15 protein-coding genes are annotated in these 17,115 nt (G+C 39.5%); 6 read left to right on the top strand and 9 right to left on the bottom strand.

The features are described from left to right. Positions 1-330 precede the first annotated feature (330 nt). Complete coding sequence (locus tag H3U73_RS00175; RefSeq protein WP_084550111.1) at positions 331-1,836, top strand: glucosyltransferase domain-containing protein; 1,506 nt, start codon at positions 331-333, stop codon at positions 1,834-1,836. A gap of 54 nt (positions 1,837-1,890) precedes the next feature. On the opposite strand, the gene H3U73_RS00170 is transcribed toward H3U73_RS00175, so the two are convergent. Both H3U73_RS00170 and H3U73_RS00165 read right to left on the bottom strand, forming a co-directional pair. Continuing rightward, the gene (locus H3U73_RS00170) at positions 1,891-2,973 is read right to left on the bottom strand and encodes an ADP-ribosylglycohydrolase family protein (RefSeq protein ID WP_084550113.1); all 1,083 of its coding nucleotides are present in this window, start codon (positions 2,971-2,973) and stop codon (positions 1,891-1,893) included. A 447-nt stretch (positions 2,974-3,420) separates the two neighbouring features. After that, entirely contained in the window at positions 3,421-4,059 is a 639-nt protein-coding gene (locus H3U73_RS00165) for a hypothetical protein (protein WP_144363173.1), read from the bottom strand. 362 nt (positions 4,060-4,421) lie between these two features. Here H3U73_RS00165 and hutW point away from each other — a divergent pair, with 362 nt between their 5' ends. From hutW to H3U73_RS00150, 3 genes are read left to right on the top strand one after another with little or no spacing between them, the layout of a single operon-like run. Beyond that, positions 4,422-5,804, top strand: coding sequence for a heme anaerobic degradation radical SAM methyltransferase ChuW/HutW (hutW, locus tag H3U73_RS00160; protein WP_084549903.1), 1,383 nt, complete (start codon positions 4,422-4,424; stop codon positions 5,802-5,804). Positions 5,805-5,844: 40 nt separating this feature from the next. Next, on the top strand, positions 5,845-6,348 hold the full coding sequence (gene hutX, locus H3U73_RS00155) for a heme utilization cystosolic carrier protein HutX (protein ID WP_096766241.1): 504 nt from the start codon (positions 5,845-5,847) through the stop codon (positions 6,346-6,348). Positions 6,349-6,358: 10 nt separating this feature from the next. Then, entirely contained in the window at positions 6,359-7,003 is a 645-nt protein-coding gene (locus tag H3U73_RS00150; protein ID WP_198189752.1) for an NAD(P)H-binding protein, read from the top strand. A gap of 117 nt (positions 7,004-7,120) precedes the next feature. Here H3U73_RS00150 and H3U73_RS00145 read toward each other — a convergent pair whose 3' ends face one another. From H3U73_RS00145 to H3U73_RS00135, 3 genes are all read right to left on the bottom strand, one after another. After that, positions 7,121-7,459: a zinc ribbon domain-containing protein YjdM gene (locus H3U73_RS00145; protein ID WP_078474983.1), complete on the bottom strand. Its 339-nt coding sequence runs from the start codon at positions 7,457-7,459 to the stop codon at positions 7,121-7,123. Between the two features lie 120 nt (positions 7,460-7,579). Next, complete coding sequence (gene yaaA / locus H3U73_RS00140; RefSeq protein WP_078474982.1) at positions 7,580-8,362, bottom strand: peroxide stress protein YaaA; 783 nt, start codon at positions 8,360-8,362, stop codon at positions 7,580-7,582. A 332-nt stretch (positions 8,363-8,694) separates the two neighbouring features. After that, positions 8,695-10,086, bottom strand: coding sequence for an NAD-dependent succinate-semialdehyde dehydrogenase (locus H3U73_RS00135; protein WP_025331533.1), 1,392 nt, complete (start codon positions 10,084-10,086; stop codon positions 8,695-8,697). A 478-nt stretch (positions 10,087-10,564) separates the two neighbouring features. Between H3U73_RS00135 and H3U73_RS00130 the strand changes: the two genes are divergently transcribed. Continuing rightward, on the top strand, positions 10,565-11,116 hold the full coding sequence (locus H3U73_RS00130; protein WP_025331534.1) for a flavodoxin family protein: 552 nt from the start codon (positions 10,565-10,567) through the stop codon (positions 11,114-11,116). A gap of 102 nt (positions 11,117-11,218) precedes the next feature. On the opposite strand, the gene H3U73_RS00125 is transcribed toward H3U73_RS00130, so the two are convergent. Both H3U73_RS00125 and H3U73_RS00120 read right to left on the bottom strand, forming a co-directional pair. Next, the gene (locus H3U73_RS00125; protein WP_084586011.1) at positions 11,219-12,196 is read right to left on the bottom strand and encodes a TerC family protein; all 978 of its coding nucleotides are present in this window, start codon (positions 12,194-12,196) and stop codon (positions 11,219-11,221) included. A gap of 498 nt (positions 12,197-12,694) precedes the next feature. Then, positions 12,695-13,171 carry a hypothetical protein gene (locus H3U73_RS00120; protein WP_025331536.1) on the bottom strand — a complete coding sequence of 159 codons (477 nt, stop codon included), beginning with the start codon at positions 13,169-13,171 and terminating at the stop codon, positions 12,695-12,697. A gap of 454 nt (positions 13,172-13,625) precedes the next feature. Here H3U73_RS00120 and H3U73_RS00115 point away from each other — a divergent pair, with 454 nt between their 5' ends. Next, positions 13,626-14,588 carry an urea transporter gene (locus tag H3U73_RS00115; RefSeq protein ID WP_198189750.1) on the top strand — a complete coding sequence of 321 codons (963 nt, stop codon included), beginning with the start codon at positions 13,626-13,628 and terminating at the stop codon, positions 14,586-14,588. Positions 14,589-14,941: 353 nt separating this feature from the next. Here the strand turns inward: H3U73_RS00115 and rpmE are convergent, their stop codons facing one another. After that, complete coding sequence (rpmE, locus tag H3U73_RS00110; protein ID WP_037394224.1) at positions 14,942-15,157, bottom strand: 50S ribosomal protein L31; 216 nt, start codon at positions 15,155-15,157, stop codon at positions 14,942-14,944. Positions 15,158-15,416: 259 nt separating this feature from the next. Then, the gene (gene cysS / locus H3U73_RS00105; protein WP_084549909.1) at positions 15,417-16,826 is read right to left on the bottom strand and encodes a cysteine--tRNA ligase; all 1,410 of its coding nucleotides are present in this window, start codon (positions 16,824-16,826) and stop codon (positions 15,417-15,419) included. Between the last annotated feature and the right edge of the window lie 289 nt (positions 16,827-17,115).

Below are 17,115 nucleotides of genomic sequence, written 5' to 3'. Positions count from 1 at the left end.
GAGCCACTTAATATCCTAATTAATCTGCATTTTCATTGAATAATCAGCGTTTTTATTACATATAATTATTTAAAATCTAATACCAGCTTTATTTATTATATTTTTAGCATAAAACCTCAAATCAACTTTATATTTTGTTTTTTACTTTAAAAATAGTTTTTATTAGCTTCAATCTGCTTATATAGAGTAACTGATTAAATCAAATTGAATTATAATTTCTCCATAGAAAAGAAAGCTCCGGTTTATTCAAGATTCTATGTCAGCGACAAATATTCCGGAGAAATATAGATTATTAAACAACAAGCTTTACCTTAATAAGGGTGACATTGAATGCAAATTTTTCAGCCAGACCAGAATAATAAAAACCAGATTGCCGTATTTTCTTTTTTGTCCGCATTGATTATCTATATTTTTATTTTCGGCTTTGAGCTTACTCATTTTTCTTTGTCTATAGATGAAGAATTCAATAACAACATTTTGCATACTGTCGCAATTGGCAGATGGGGGCATGCCTTATTGAAAGCCAGTATTTATCCAGAACCTTTTATCCCCTTTTTCACTGAAATTCTGACGTTTATTTTATTGGCCGCTTCGTGCACGGTAATTGTCAAAATATTTTGTTTAAATCTGAATCAATCGCTTTTCTTTACTGTTTTATATGCCTCATCTGTACAGTTTGCCTATCAGTTACAGTTTCTGAACCAGTGTGACACACTGGCCACAGCAATATTACTGTCATCTGTTGCCGTATACTTGATTGTCAGAAAAAATTCCTTTCTGCATACCGTAATTTTTCCGGCCTTTCTGATCTGTTATTCAATAGCTATTTATCAATCATTAATCTTTCTCCCGTACTCATTACTAATCGCATATTTATTAATCGATGAGGTCAGAGGTACAGAAAATACCCGGCATTTAAAACTGATAACTGCTTTATGTATTTCATCAGTTATCGGATTAATACTGTATTTTGTACTGGGAAAATTAATCCTGAATTATTATCATCTGCAGTCTGAATCTTATTTAAGCGATCTTGTCACCTGGTTTAATGAATCCCCCAGACAAAGCTTACACAAGATTAGACGTTCTATAGAGCGTTATTTCACTTTAAAAGCTCCATATGGATTAAATACTTTTTTAATTGCGTTTGTATTTTTAATTTTGCCACTCCTACATCCGTTAAAAAGAAAAGCCAGATATGGGTTTTATGTACTTTTAAGTATTCTGACTTTATTCTGTATGAATATTATTGTCGGCAAAGGGTTACCACCCAGAACGATGACCAGTTTTGCCGTATTCTTTGCCTCTGCAGGATTGATTGGTTTTATTATTATTCGAAAAAATAAATATTTATGGGCGGTGGCCGCTTTTTCATTTTTATATGGTATAGCCTGTTCCAGTAACCTATTTTATACAGACTATATTGCCTACAATAAAGATTATCGGCTGGCTTCATTTATTGCCAGTGATATCACCAAAGAAATAAAAGTATCTCCGGATACCCCTGTCAAAGTATATTTCTTTGGTGCGATGGATATTAAACGCGTAAACAGACCAAATAATTCAGATATGTTTGGTGCTTCATTTCTTAACTGGGATAGTGGTAATTCCGCAAGAATATCTGCATTTATGAATAAAGCCGAAATTGCCACTATCATTCCCGCATCCTATGATGATATTAAATCTGATTTAAATACCGTTCATGCCGCACCTGTGTGGCCGCAGAAAGGCAGTATTTTCCGGATAAAGGATGTGGTAGTAGTAAAACTCGGACAAAGCGTAGGTTATTGCCCGAACGGCGTTAAGGAAAATACGATACCGAAACAATGTTTATAAAATCATCGGTCTGTTTTTATCTGTTTAATGGTTCAGCATTAAAGTATTTATTGCCTAATACGGCGGTAACAGCCGTCTGAAACCATGCAACATGATTATGCAGAAAAAAAGTATATTTCTGCATAATAAGAAAACATATGGTGGCTGTTTCAGACTGATAATCTGTTTCGGATGATGTTTTCTGTCAGCGAGTGCCACCGAGAGTTTGCGCAGATAGTCCACACTCATTGGCCATTCTTTCACACCTTGCAGCCATTGTTCCGGAATACCTGCTTCGCCCGCATAAATACCGGCAAGAGCGCCGGCAATGGCTGCCGTGGTATCAGTATCGCCGCCCGCTTGTATTAATGCACTGACGGTTTGTTCGTAATCACCATAATAGCGCAGCCATGCATAGATAACAGCAGGCACAGTATTGTTAATATAGCCAGTAATTCCTTTTTTTTCCAGTTTCAGCGCCAGCAGATATTCATGCAATTGAGCCTGCTGCTTAAGTTTCTGCTGAGCCAGTTGCAAGTGACTGATAAGCTGCTCTCCGCTTAGCGCAGGCATAATCTCAGCAAAGAAACTGTCAGCAGACACCTCAGACTGCTGCCGGCTGGCATAGCCGGCAGCCATGGCAATCACCCATGCGCCCTCTTCAGCACGCGGATCAGTATGAGTTATGATGGTAGCTGCATGAATGCATTCACGCATGATGTCCGGATTACCGGCAAAAAACCAGCCTATCACCGGTGCACGCATAGCCGCTCCGTTACCGGCAGAGTTATTACCGCTTTTAACCGGATTTATACCCAGACACAATTTCAGGCAGGCTTTTAAAGTAGCCATACCCAAACCGGCCGGCATAGTCAGAAACCATCGCCTCATGCCTCTGCCCAGCCGGCCACTAAAATCCTTCGGATTCAGCTTACAGCTCAGCAGACATTGTGCCACCATCGCTGCATGCTCAGTATCATCACTGCATAACCCTATTCTCCCCCATGGAGTGACAATCAGGTTGTGCTGAATTTTATCGCCAAACATACGTCTGGCTCGCTTAGGAGCAATACCCTCACGAGCCAGCCCTATTGCATCACCAACTGCGGTACCAATAAGCAATCCGGTAATCTGCCGGACAGACTGGGTTTGTTGCATAATTTATTTCCGGTGGATGAATAATAAATTTACAAATGTTAACTATACAGTATTTTCTTTATTAATTCCTGTTTTAACTGTTGAGATTATCAAATTTTTATTTATTTTCAGAATATTCAATAATAATGCTTAGCCATAAAGATAACCTGCTGCCAATTAAATATATAGTCAGAATACAGAGTTTATATAATTACCATTTAATAAATACAATTAATTCAAAAATCAGAACTTTAATCAATATTGATTTTTATAAATTCAGTTTTAAGCTTATAAGGCTTTAATTCAGAAAGATAAATTTATTCACACTTCCATCTGATTCAGCTGCATTCTTTTTACCCATAGATAACCGTTTGATGATAATAAATAATTTTTAGCAACAACTAAATTAGGATTTGCAAGAGAAACATTTATTTTAAATGTTTCTCTTGCCATTTAAGATTTATTTTATTAATCAGAAATACAAGCATCAATAGCAGAACAGTGAAGCCATTTTTTAATTTTCCTATTTTTTTCTGTTGTATATTCAATTTCATAAAAATCATTTTTATAATTTAATAATTCTACCTTATCCTCTCTAATTAAATATATTTTTGTTTTATTTTTTAAATTTGGAGAATCATATAGATAACTCTTATCCACTGTAAGCTTAAATCCATATTCTTCGGGCTGATATTGAGTTAAAAGGAAACGATTCATACAATCATTAATATCTGTTGAAGTATAAAATGTGTTGCAAAATTTTGAAGCATATTTCTCTGTTAATAGATTGAAATAAATATTATATTGTTTTTGCTCTGGAATTTTAGTGATGTATTTTTGTAATTTAATATTTACTGGTATTTTATTATGATATATCAATAAAATTAATTCATTAATAAAAGAATTTTGTTCGCTAATTAAACAGTCTGGATAACTGAATTTATCCTCCTGACCAAAGCGGTAAACATCAATATTATTACTTACCCACTCGCATTTTTTATTCACCTCACCTTCCCATTCCTTCTGAAAAATATCAATATTTTTTTTTAAAAGAATTTTAGATAATTTATCTATTATAGTTGAATTATGTTTTATAGTATTATCCATATCAATGAACATCCTCTCTATTGGACTAATAGAACTAAAAACATTGTTACTCATAAATATTAATATAATTAGTAGAATTTTCTTCATTACTATAATCCTTTTTCGAAAAATTTAGCTTCATCTTCTCTTCTTTTTACTAATCCATCTAATTTTTACCTTTAATCATTGATAGATGAATTCCAATACGCATAAAATAGTTTTTGTACAACTATTCTACAGAATAAACATTTCTATTGGCATATTCAAGTCTGTTGATATGTATCAATAAACAGGATATTGTTAAGTATACATGGTCATAAAACCATTGCCATATGATAATAATTATTATTTAATTCTTGCAGCTTTCAATTTATGTCTGTGTTATGAAATCATTGGATTTAAGCCGTTATTATGCTGCATGTTCTGGTTTACCGTTTCAGGATCGCCGGGCTGTGATGCCATTACGCGCAAGTATGCCACTGGCTGCGGAAGATATCGAAAAGCAATGGCAACAATTACAGCAAACCAAACTTACCGGCAATAAAAGGCTGATTTATATTCATATCCCCTTTTGTGATACTCACTGCCAGTTTTGTGGTTTTTACCAGAATCTGCTGCGCAAATTTGATACTGAAGCATATATTGATGCTTTACTAACCGAAATCACTCTGGAAATCAACAATCCGGCATTACAGTCTGCACCCATTCATGCGGTTTATTTCGGAGGTGGTACACCATCCGCTCTGCCTGCCGGTCAGCTAGCCCGGGTAATCAGCTTACTGAAACAGTCATTACCTCTTGCACCTGATTGTGAAATTACTATTGAAGGACGAATTTCTGATTTCGATGAGGCACGTACAGATAGTTATATAGAGGCAGGTGCAAACCGGTTTTCAATCGGTATTCAGACTTTCGATACCAATATTCGTCAGAAGCTCGGACGCTTATCCAAACGTGAACAGATTATAGAAACATTTGAACGAATTGCCGCTAAAGACAGTGTAGCACTGGTGTGCGATCTGATGTTTGGATTACCCGGGCAGACGCCTCAGAGCTGGCAGACAGATTTAGAACTTGCTGCCGGCCTGCCGCTAGATGGTGTGGATTTGTATGCTCTAAATCTGCTTTCTTCCACACCGCTGGCTAAGCGGGTGGAAAACAGCCAACTTGAATTACCTTCAGTAGCGGACAAATGTCATTTTTATTTACAGGGTGAAGCTTTTTTACGCCGGCAGGGCTGGATGCAGCTAAGTAACAGCCATTGGGCTAAAACCACACGTGAACGAAATTTATATAATCTGCTAATTAAGCAGGGTGCTGATTTCTTTGCATTTGGCTCCGGTGCCGGTGGCCGGCTGGGCGGTCAGTCATTTATGCTGCAACGCGATCTGGCTGAGTACTACACACGGCTGAAACAAGGCAAAAAACCATTGATGATGCTTACCGGCCAATCTTTACTAGGAGAATGGTTATATCAGCTTCAGGCCGGTATAGAACAGGGTCGGGTTGATTTAGCTGCACTGACAACACAGGCTCACTTATTGGATCCGTTACTGGAACAATGGCAGCAGGCCGGTTTACTCGTCAATGATGCACGCTGTCTGTTGCTAACCCCATCAGGCCGTTTCTGGTCGAGCAATCTGTTACAGGCTTTGCAGCAATTACTATTGTCTTTGAATAATCCGGAACATCTTGAGCGACAGGAAAAAATGATGCAGATGCGCCAAAGCGGAAAATCCGCGCCAGGGCATACCGCTGCTCCGTAATATCTCAGCGTCAAAACAGTTTTAATTTAAGGAAATAAAAATGACTGAACAGTCTGCAAGTAATAATCTTAAACTTTTCATGCAAAGTAACCCGGAAGGTACGCTGGAACAGATTGCCCGGCAATATCAGACTAGTTTAACAGCAGTAATTGAAGCCATGCCTGATGCAGTGCTGACAGACGGAAGTCAATTTGATACTGTATGGCAGGAAGTGCTTACATGGGGTGAAATTACTTTTCTGGTTCACACTCCGGATATTATTGCTGAATTTTCCGGTGAACTGCCAGCTGGAAAATATGGTGCCGGTTATTTTAATTTGCAGCATAAGCAAGCATTCGGCGGGCATATCCGGGCAGAAAACTGTGCACATATCGCTTTTGTTGAGCGCAGTTTTATGCATATGGCTACTGCGGGAATTATTTTTCTGAACCGTCAGGGTGAAGCTATGTTTAAAATTTTTGTCGGACGTGATGAACAAAGACAATTAAAAGCACAGCAATTAGATAAATTCAGAATTCTGGCTCAACGTTTCCGTCCGGACTAAGGAAAAACTGATGAAAACGCTATTATTGTTCGGGGTGAGCCCTAAAAAAGGCACCGGCTATCAGGTATTACAGCTGGCATTACAGCAATCATCTGAATGGCGCTGCGCGGCACTGGTACGCGATGCCGCTTTTGCCGCTGAATTAAACCGGCAGGGTGTGCAGACTGTGGTTGGTGATGCTACCGATGAATCCAGTGTCAAAGAAATATGCCGGCTTGCCGGCACCAATACCATAATTGTCTCTACTCTGGGCGGATCAGCTGGCGCACATTATCTGGCTCAGCGCCTGATTATTGATACAGCTGAACAAGCTGGTATCTCCCGGATGCTGCTGGTTACCTCTCTGGGCTGCGGCGACTCATGGCATACTATGTCTGAACGCGCAAAAACTGCTTTCGGGCATGCTGTACGGGAAAAATCTCTGGCAGAGGTATGGCTGCAAACCAGTAAGCTGAATTATGAAATTCTGCGTCCGGGCGGTTTGTCTAATGGTGACGTTACTGGCACAGGTAAATGTTTTTATCAGCAGGAGGTACATGGTTTTATTCATCGTACTGAACTGGCTAATGTCATTATGCAAAGAATCAGTGCCAGTGTTCTGGACAACCGTATCTATGCGGTTGTTGACTCGGGATTAACTTCTGACAATAATTAGAGCATATTGGTGCCTGTATGTGGATAACTTAGTTATCCACAGATCAAAACCCACCCTGTCTGCAATTATAAATTGGCAGACAGGGTGGGTTTTATGTACGTACCTCTTTAAAAAATATCAGGCCTTTTTCACAAAGCACGCTTTAAGCATGATTTTCATGCCGTCAATTTTGCAATCAATTTCATGATCGCCTTCAACCAGACGAATACCTTTAGCTTTTGCACCTTTTTTCAGAACAGTGCTGCTACCTTTAAGCTTAAGGTCTTTAATCAGAATAACGTCGTCACCATTCGACAACGGATTACCGTTACTGTCTTTAACATCAAGCTCTTGTGATGAGCCAGTATTGCTGGCAGCATCCCATTCGTGTCCGCATTCCAGACAGACAGTAAAGCTACCATCAAAATAATTCTGTTCACTGGCACATTGCGGGCAGATTGGGGTTGATTCAGACATGGTTACACCTTTGCGATGGTAAAAGCGGCGATTGTACCTAATTTTGCTAAAACTACCACATTTTTATGTACTTGCTCTGCTTTTTTTGCAACTTTTGTACAGCTATACTGAATAATATGCCTAATTACGGTATTGCTGAGCTGTTTTTTCTGAACGTTTGAATACCAGTTCATCCTCACTTGATTCATGTGCAGCAAACTGGTAACCATGCTCATTAAATTCATGCAGCATTTTAAGTGAGTGCAGTTTATTGCGTACAATAAAGCGAGTCATCAATCCCATGGCTTCTTTCGCATAAGCATTAACATTCATGTATTTACCCGCTTTTTCATCCAGAAAAACCGGTTTAATTACCTGTGCTTTAAGTTTATCCTTATCTATTGCTTTGAAATAATTATCAAAAGCTAAATCAATGATGGTTTCAGTTTCTATTTGATTCAAATGGCTGGTGAGAGTTTCATGCCAGAAATGATACAAATTAATACCTTTAGGATTCTCCAGACGTACATTCATGCTCAGGCGGTAGGGCTGGATTAAATCCAGCGGACGCAATATGCCGTACAAACCGGAAAGAATACATATAGCGGTTTGCATATAATCCAGTTCATGCAAGGATAAATCACTAACTTTCAGGCTGGTGTAAATATCACCACTATAGGCAAAAACCGCCTGTAAAGCATTATCAGGGGTAAATGGCGTATGCCAGTCCTGAAAACGCTGCTGATTAAGCTCAGCCAGATGCGGGCTGATGTGCATCAATTCCTCCAGCTGTTTCACACTTAGCTGACGGCAATAATGTACTAACTGTTCGCTCTGTTTGAGAAACTGTGGCTGAGTATACTTTTCACTCAGGCGCGGATTAGCAAAGTCCTGACTGGTGGGTGCAGCGATAATGGTTAACATACGGCCTCCTGTTCAATCACTGGTACACATTTATGCTCATCATGGTGAAATAAAATATTATTATCAATCAGATAATGCATAAAAACTCGATATCACCACTTTACCTGAGAAAATATTGTCAGCAGAACACAATAGCCGGAATTTAGCATAATGCTACATATATATTACATTTCAGTAACGTATATGTCTCTCCAGGTAAACACTTTACTGAACCGAAAAAACAGATTGCTAACCACAATGGAGAAAATAAAGAAAAAATTAATTTACTGACGGTCGGAGATAAAAAAACAGGGCTGCACACTGTCAGCCCTGTTTTGCTTTATTTGCTCTGCTTAGAATTCACCGTCAATATCGGCAATACTTACTAGCTTAGCATTAACAAATTCTTTTAAGCCCAGATCCAGTAATTCACGTCCGAATCCGGAACGTTTCACACCACCGAAAGGTAAGTCAGCTTTTACCATGGTTGGATGATTAATAAATACCATACCAGTATCAATCTGCTGAGCCAGCTGTGCACCGCGTTCTTCGTCAGCAGTAAAGATAGATCCGCCCAATCCGTACGGGCTATCGTTAGCAATCTCGATAGCATGTGCTGCATCTTTAGCACGGTAAATTGAAGAAACCGGACCAAAGAATTCCCAGTGACGTGCCGGATTATCCGGCTGAATATTGGTCAGAATAACCGGCCGGAAGAAACAGCCCTGAGCAGGCATGTCCAGCGGAATTTCCTCAGCGTGCGCACCGAGCTTAACTGCTTCATCCAGCTGCTGCTGTAAACCAGTAACGGCTGAGCGTGAAGACAGCGGAGCCAGTGTTGTGGCTGCATCCATCGGATCACCCATACGCAATTGCTGCACACCCTGACGATACAAACTCAGGAAACGGTCGTATACACCATCTTCTACAATAATACGCTTGGCACTGACACATACCTGACCGGCATTCCAGTGACGTCCGAAAACAGCCCATTTAGCTGCTTTTTCGATATCTGCGTCATTGAGTACAATGAACGCATCTGCACCACCCAGTTCAAGGGTACATTTTTTCACTGCGGCTCCGGCCTGAGCGGCAACAATGGCACCGGCACTTTCAGAGCCAGTCAGCGCTACACCGCGTACACGCGGATCAGCAATGATTTTGGCCAGCTGAGCATGAGTTGGATAGAGATTCTGGAAAGCACCGGCCATTAAACCGGCCTGAAGGAACATCGCCTCCATTTTCGCTGCACACTGAGGTACATTAGAAGCATGTTTCAGCACAATCACATTACCGGCAGCCAGTTGCGGGGCTGCAATACGTGCTATCTGGTAATAAGGGAAATTCCATGGCTCAACAGCCAGAATAATACCCTGCGGAGCAAATTCAATACGGGCACGATTACCTTTATTGGATGTAACCGGTAACACTTCCGGCTGAAGCTGCCGTTCAGCATTAACTGCATAATATTCAAGAATCTGTGCTGACAGCTCAGTTTCTGCTTTAGCTTCACTAAACAGTTTACCCATTTCCAGCGTGAGTAAACTGGCATATTCTTCAATATTAGCCCGCAGAATATCCGCAGCGTTTTGCAGAATACGCGCACGCTGGGCAAATGTAGTAGTTTTCCACTGATGGAAAGCGGCATCAGCATGATTTAATGCTGCTTCCAGCTCAATATCGGTAGTATCAGAAAATGCCTTTACCTGTTGCTCGGTATAAGGATTGGTACTAGCGTACGCCATATAATTACCTCTCATGAGTAAAAGTTACACCACGGTTACTGCCCTGTTGGCTATTTTTGGTGTGCCGCCGGTACGGGCAGGTTCTGAAACAATTACAGTGTTTACTATGAAGAAATGGTTGTGTGCCTGATGTGTGCTGCCGCTGTTAATTATCTTTTGTAAGCCTGATACAGGCTACCGGCAACATTAATTTTCCTGTCTGTTATCACTCTAGCATGATTATGCATTAATTGAGTTTAACAATAATTTACCACAACAGCAAGCGTACCGTAAACTAACAAATTCAAGCATGCTGTCTTAGTACATTAGTGTATTAGCTAAATACCATAGCTACTGGTATGTGTAAGGATAATAATGCATCACTCAATAATTTCTTCGCAGGCAATAATCGAAATTTTTGTTTCCTGAAACTCTCTTGCAGTAGCAGCACAGCACGCATAAACTGTTTTAACATTTAATCATTCATAAGGATGTACAAATGAGTAAACTGGCGATAGTGGTTTTTTCCGGTTACGGTCATACTCGTAAAATAGCTGAAGCAGCCGCTGCAGATACCGATGCAGTACTGGTTGAAATTGATGCTAATGGTGATCTGGACAATGATCAGTGGCAACAGCTTCACGACGCCAAAGGAATTATTTTTGCCGCACCTACTTATATGGGCAATGTACCCTGGCAATTCAAAAAATTTGCTGATGCCACTTCAGGACTGTGGGCAGAGCGCGCATGGCAAAATAAAGTATTTGGCGGATTTACCAATAGTGCCAGTTTTAACGGTGACAAACAGGTTACGCTTCTCTGGATGCAGACACTGGCCGCACAGCACGGCGGTATCTGGGTAAGTCTGGGACTGTTACCGGCCAATAACAAAGAAGCAGACCGTAATGATATTAATGTACTCGGAGGCTCTGGAGGAGCGCTGATACAAACACCGGCAGATGCCAGCGTAGATGAAATTCCGCGCGGCGATATTGAAACCGTTAAAATCTACGTAGCACGGGTAAGCGAAATCATCAATAAATTAGCTTAATCGTTTTTAAGCTAATTTCGAATTTCAGCCCGTTATCTGTTTTTGCCGGTTAATGGCAGTAACAGATAACAGGCTGTTTAAATAAATATCACCTATTATTAATTAAGCTGATGGTTGTTGTCTGGTTTTCCACCATGAAGCAAGTATAGCAATCATTAAAGCACTAAACACGACAGTCAGTGAAGCAAAAGAAGGAATATGCCACCATTTGGCCACCAGCATTTTGCCGCCAATAAAAGTTAAAACCACAGCCAGCCCGTATTTGAGATAGATAAATTTTTCTACTACATTGGCGAGTAAAAAATACATCGCACGCAGCCCCAGTACCGCAAAGATATTGGAAGTAAAAACAATAAACGGGTCAGTGGTGACGGCAAATACTGCCGGAATACTGTCAACAGCAAAAACAACATCACTTAATTCAATCACAATCAAAGTAAGCAGCAAAGGAGTTGCCATACGCTGACCGTTTTCAACGGTAAAGAATTTTTCCCGGTTTAACTGCCCGCTAACACGCATATGCCGGTGCAGCCAGCCTATCAGCGGATTATCGGCCAGACCTTTATCTTCCGTCTTTTCAGGCAGCATCAGCTTAATCCCGCTATAAAGCAGGAATACACCAAACAGATACAATACCCATTCAAAACGGCTGACCAGTACTGCACCCAGAGCCACCATAATGGCGCGTAGTACAATAGCGCCCAGTACACCGTAAAGCAAAACACGATGCTGGTACTCAGCCGGCACTTTGAAATAACCGAATATCAGAATAAATACAAAGATATTATCGACTGAGAGTGATTTTTCCAAAACATAACCTGTCAGAAAATCCATCACCGAATCTGCTGCTATAGCCGGACCGGCGGCAGGATTATGTGCCAGCTCAAAATACAGCCAGGCAGCAAATCCGAGAGAGACAGTAATCCAGACTGTTGTCCATAGTAGAGCTTCTTTGGTACTAACCCGATGCACTCCCTCTTTTTTCAATGTAAGCATATCAATTGCAATCATCACAATGACAATCACGATAAATACGCCATAGAATAAAGGTGTACCGACAGAATTCAGCTGTAGCTGCATAAGTTTTTCCTGCTAAATATTTTTATCATAAAAAATCTGGTAACCATACCAGTTATCAGAATCAGCAGTCAGGTAAATGGCTTTATACCGGCTGCTATTCGAACAATAGCATATTCGGCAGAAAAGATAATCCCCCTGCTGATAATTGTTTTAAGCAGATTCTGCATTCCGCCTCTGCCAGGAATTAAGAGAAGATATTCAGAATTATTTTTAGCGGAATAGATAATCTATACCGTACATGATTTTCTGATAGCTAAATATAATAATTCAGTCTGGTTATAAGATTACAAAGCCAGCTTTACTATTTTTCATATCCGGATATAAATTAGTCTACTGGCAATTTATGTTTTTTGATTTTCGCATCCGGCCTGTTTTCCGGTACTGAACCTTTTAAAACTATAAAACCGGCAAAGTTTAAATAATTAATGATGAATAATAAAAGAAAAACAGGGCTGAACACCCTGTTATGATGATTACTTTCACATTATCTGTTTCAATTTATTTAGCATCACAATCAGATGGTACTAAATGTACACTAAATAATTCTTTATCTTCATCTTTAAAATAATAATGATGATTAATGCCATCCGGAAATGAATTTCTTAATTTCACGAGATCAGGATCTCTATTTTCACAATATTTATTTTTTAAGTTATCACTAGTCATTTTCTGAACATTAGATGATGAGAAATTTTTTTTATTTCCTGTTACTACATATTTATAATCTACTACATTATTTCCAATAGTGAGATCGACCAGCTGGGTAGTTGAGGAAACTCTCATAGGCAGTTGCCGTTTAAGCTCGCTAAAGTAGCTCTGAATAGTATCATCATCTAATTTATTGTTATCAGACTTACTAGCATCTGACTGTACTGCCTCACTACCTGCTTTATTTGGCTCTGCCTGCTTCGAGTTACCACACCCAAAAAGTATCATGCTCAGGGATAATAACAACACTGTTTTCAAAATTTTCATATTTATTTCCATATCTAATACTGGGAATTATTATTATTACAAAAAAATAAATTAACTTACAATATTTAGTATTTTTTATTACTTAATATTCAGGTTTATTCTTTATTCATTAGATATAAATCAAACTTATCTGATTCGCTTAGTTTTATAAATTTCATATGAAATTCGTTTTAATTAATCTGGATTATATTTGAAATATTATTCAGTAGTTTGTTCAATAGCAGCCTTGCATCCGCGTATTTTTTGTTACAGACAAATAACGCCCTGATATAAATATCTATTACATTCTGCCAGATACTATTTCGCCTGAATAGATACGGGATAATTACATTTTTATACTTCTGCAACCCAACTATCACTTATTCTCTTTTATAATCATTCTAATATTCATAGTTACCGCTGCTGATAGTAATTTATCTGTTCAGCTAAAGTAAAAATAAAAAGGAGAAATCAGATGAACACAGCCTCAGTACGTCAGTACTGGCATCAGTTAACCAGTACCAATCATCTTTGTCAGTTTATTGATGTTATCCTGCGCAGCTACGGACAGGTTATGTTGCAAAACAATCCTGTTTCCGGGCTAATCTTTTCAATAGGCATACTATTTGGCAGTTACAGTGCCGGTAAGCCACAAACTGCTCTGGCCTGCTTACTTGCTGTAGTCTGTGCCAATGCAATAGCTTACATGTACCAGCTTAACCGCAAAGCCTGGCTGCAAGGAATTTATGGTTTCAATGCCTGTCTGATTGGTATCGCCTTATCTGTTTTCTGCGAAAATTCACTGTATTTATGGCTAAGTATCATACTTGCTGCCATATTATCAGTATTTATTACACAAGCATTCAGCTCAATATTACAGCAATGGTACTTACCCTGTCTGACAATACCATTTGTGTTGATTACATGGCTGTATCTGTTGGCTACACCATCATTCTCAGTACTGATACGCGAACCGTCTACGGAATTATCTGCACAGATTTCAAGTTTTAATCTGCTGCATCTGATACCGGATAGTATACTGGGCATTGCCGAAGTATTTTTATTTAACAGCACGCTGGCAGGTGTCATTTTTCTGGCGGGACTGGCAGTCAATTCAATCAGAATGGCTATCTATGCTCTGGCCGGCTCTGTACTGGCCATCGGTATTGCGCTGTTCTATGGCAGTCAGATAGAAATGATCTCTCTCGGACTCTATTCTTTTAATGCAATCCTGACAGCTATCACACTGGCTACTTTCAGTAATAATCAGGATTTTAAAACCATTATTTATATTGTCTTCGGTATTATCTTTACTGTTCTTACTCAGGCCGCATTAGCCACAATACTGAAGCCGTTTGCCATACCTGTATTAACCTTACCTTTTGTACTAGTAAGCTGGTTATGGTTATTAACCAATCAAACTTTAAGCCAGCGTTAGCGTTTATCGATTTTATATATTGAATAAAAGAAAAATAAGAAAAATTTGTATTTTTCAGATTTTAAAATTGGATAGGTAACAGAAAACAGCGATCCCGGTAAAACAAGATTAAATCAATGCTTTTTACTAACTATGAATCAGAAAATGCAAATTCACAATTTTGCGCGGAACTATCAAGAAAGAGTTTCGTAATATGAAAGGTAAATGTATACCCGCTTGAAATAATCAAACCAGTAAAATATTCGAATTTTTTGGCTATTTTTGCTACTGTATTGAACACAACATCAGATTATCTGATAAAAAAGACTGCCCTGGTGGCAGTCTTTTTCGGTGCAACATGTTGCAAATAAGAATTAACGTTTGAACATATTGCCGTATTTCTGATTGAACTTATCCACACGACCGGTAGAGTCAACGATTTTCTGTTTACCTGTGTAGAAAGGGTGACATGCAGAACATACTTCGATATTGAAAGTATCTTTTTCCATTGCGGATTTAGTTACAAAAGTGTTACCGCAAGAGCAAGTCACGGTTATATCATGGTAGTTCGGTTGAATGCTGTTATTCATAATATCGTCCTTGGTTGGCGGGCACAGGGGTTGTGCCTGTACCTCTTGAAACGGATGTCCAGAATCGGGTAATTATACTCGCATGAGTAAGATTTTCAAGTGAATCAGTATATAGCAGCTACTCTTCTTCACAGCTAAAACGATATGAAACGACCAGATTCCTCACATCCCACTATTTAAGTCTGACATTGCTGTCAAGACCATAATGCATTACAAAAACACACCCGGTCTGAGACTTAAGGCTGTGCTGTATACAAATTTAAGCACGACGCCAGCTAGTCCCGCCGGCACCATCTTCCAATACAATACCGGCTGCCGTAAGCTCATCACGAATCCGGTCAGATTCAGCCCAATTACGTTCTGCACGAGCCTGCTGCCGTGCAGCTATCAGCGCTTCTATAGCTGCGCTATCCAGACCCTGAACCGTTTCCCCCACTTCTCCCTGAAGAAAAGCAGCCGGATCACGTTGTAATAAGCCCAGTAAACCTGCCAGCCCTTTCAGACATCCTGCCAGTTTGGCGTCATGTGTTTTATTAATTTCATTAGCCAGCTCAAACAATACTGCTACAGCTTCAACGGTAGCAAAGTCATCATTCATGGCTGCATAAAAACGGCGCGTGTAATCATTTAAGTCAGCATGTACTGCCACTTCTGCCGCAGCTGTATTTTTAAGTGCCGTATATAAGCGGGTTAATGCGCCTTTTGCATCATTCAGATGAGCATCCGAATAGTTCAAAGGGCTGCGATAATGTGCACGCAAAATAAAAAACCGCACAACTTCAGCATCGTATTTCTGCAACACTTCGCGGATAGTGAAGAAATTTCCAAGTGATTTAGACATTTTTTCATTATCAACACGAATAAATCCATTATGTAACCAATATTTAACATGGCTGGCAAAATGATTATGCTCTTCACAGCATCCGTTTTTTTCCGCTCCGCAACTCTGAGCAATTTCATTTTCATGATGAGGAAACTGTAAATCAGCACCACCTCCATGAATATCAAAATTTTTACCCAGTAGTGCTTTACTCATGGCAGAACATTCAATATGCCATCCCGGGCGTCCTCTGCCCCACGGGCTGTCCCATGCGGGCTCATGCGGCTTGGCTGATTTCCACAACACAAAATCCAACGGATCCCGTTTATGTCCGTCAACATCAACCCGTTCTCCGGCACGTAAATCATCCAGACTTTTCCCGCTTAACTGACCGTATTGCGGATACTCGCGTACCGCATAAAAAACATCGCCATTATCCGCCATATAAGCCTTATTATTAGCAATGATATCTTCAATCATAGCAATCATTTGCGGGATATATTGCGTGGCTCTCGGTTCGTGGTCTGGCGGCAGTACACCCAAAGCGGCTGCATCTTCGTGCATGACCTGAATATAGTAATCGGTAAGCTCAGTAATACTAATCCCGCGTTCATTGGCACGGGCAATGATTTTATCGTCTATATCAGTAATATTGCGTACATAATCAAGCTGATAACCCAATTCCCGCAACCAGCGCGCCACCAGATCAAATACAATCATTACTCTGGCATGACCAAGATGGCAATAATCATAAACAGTCATACCACACACATACATACGCACCTGGTGCGGATTAATCGGTGTAAATTCTTGTTTGCTTCTGGTTAAAGTGTTATACAAGCTGAGCATGTCGTTTCCAAATGGCTAAAATGGTAGCACTGTACTAAGGTAATTAGTTTGTATGAGGTTAAACTGGTTGTTTTCAAGATATAACCAGCTTAAAAAGTTAATTATAGTAGTCTGAACGGTACTATAGCCAATAATTATTATGGTCTAAAGCAGTTTTCAACCAAAAACTTATCTTTTTATCATATAGATATAACCATTTTTCTTTTCAGTACATCATATTGCCAAAAAAGCATGACTCTTGCTTTTCTACTATAGAAAGCATAAAACAGAAACTGTGAAAAGCATAATC

This window comes from Snodgrassella sp. W8124, from assembly GCF_016100875.1.
In the GTDB taxonomy this organism is placed as follows: Bacteria; Pseudomonadota; Gammaproteobacteria; order Burkholderiales; family Neisseriaceae; genus Snodgrassella; species Snodgrassella alvi.
Note: the sequence above shows the minus strand (reverse complement) of the source record. Positions and strands in the feature narration are given on the sequence as shown.

Coding starts and splice junctions, on each gene's coding strand:
- H3U73_RS00175 (WP_084550111.1), top strand. CDS start 331: ATGCAAATTTTTCAGCCAGACCAGAATAATAAAAACCAGATTGCCGTA.
- hutW (WP_084549903.1), top strand. CDS start 4,422: ATGAAATCATTGGATTTAAGCCGTTATTATGCTGCATGTTCTGGTTTA.
- hutX (WP_096766241.1), top strand. CDS start 5,845: ATGACTGAACAGTCTGCAAGTAATAATCTTAAACTTTTCATGCAAAGT.
- yaaA (WP_078474982.1), bottom strand. CDS start 8,362: ATGTTAACCATTATCGCTGCACCCACCAGTCAGGACTTTGCTAATCCG.
- H3U73_RS00130 (WP_025331534.1), top strand. CDS start 10,565: ATGAGTAAACTGGCGATAGTGGTTTTTTCCGGTTACGGTCATACTCGT.
- H3U73_RS00165 (WP_144363173.1), bottom strand. CDS start 4,059: ATGGATAATACTATAAAACATAATTCAACTATAATAGATAAATTATCT.
- rpmE (WP_037394224.1), bottom strand. CDS start 15,157: ATGAATAACAGCATTCAACCGAACTACCATGATATAACCGTGACTTGC.
- H3U73_RS00150 (WP_198189752.1), top strand. CDS start 6,359: ATGAAAACGCTATTATTGTTCGGGGTGAGCCCTAAAAAAGGCACCGGC.
- H3U73_RS00125 (WP_084586011.1), bottom strand. CDS start 12,196: ATGCAGCTACAGCTGAATTCTGTCGGTACACCTTTATTCTATGGCGTA.
- H3U73_RS00170 (WP_084550113.1), bottom strand. CDS start 2,973: ATGCAACAAACCCAGTCTGTCCGGCAGATTACCGGATTGCTTATTGGT.
- H3U73_RS00120 (WP_025331536.1), bottom strand. CDS start 13,171: ATGAAAATTTTGAAAACAGTGTTGTTATTATCCCTGAGCATGATACTT.
- cysS (WP_084549909.1), bottom strand. CDS start 16,826: ATGCTCAGCTTGTATAACACTTTAACCAGAAGCAAACAAGAATTTACA.
- H3U73_RS00115 (WP_198189750.1), top strand. CDS start 13,626: ATGAACACAGCCTCAGTACGTCAGTACTGGCATCAGTTAACCAGTACC.
- H3U73_RS00145 (WP_078474983.1), bottom strand. CDS start 7,459: ATGTCTGAATCAACCCCAATCTGCCCGCAATGTGCCAGTGAACAGAAT.
- H3U73_RS00135 (WP_025331533.1), bottom strand. CDS start 10,086: ATGGCGTACGCTAGTACCAATCCTTATACCGAGCAACAGGTAAAGGCA.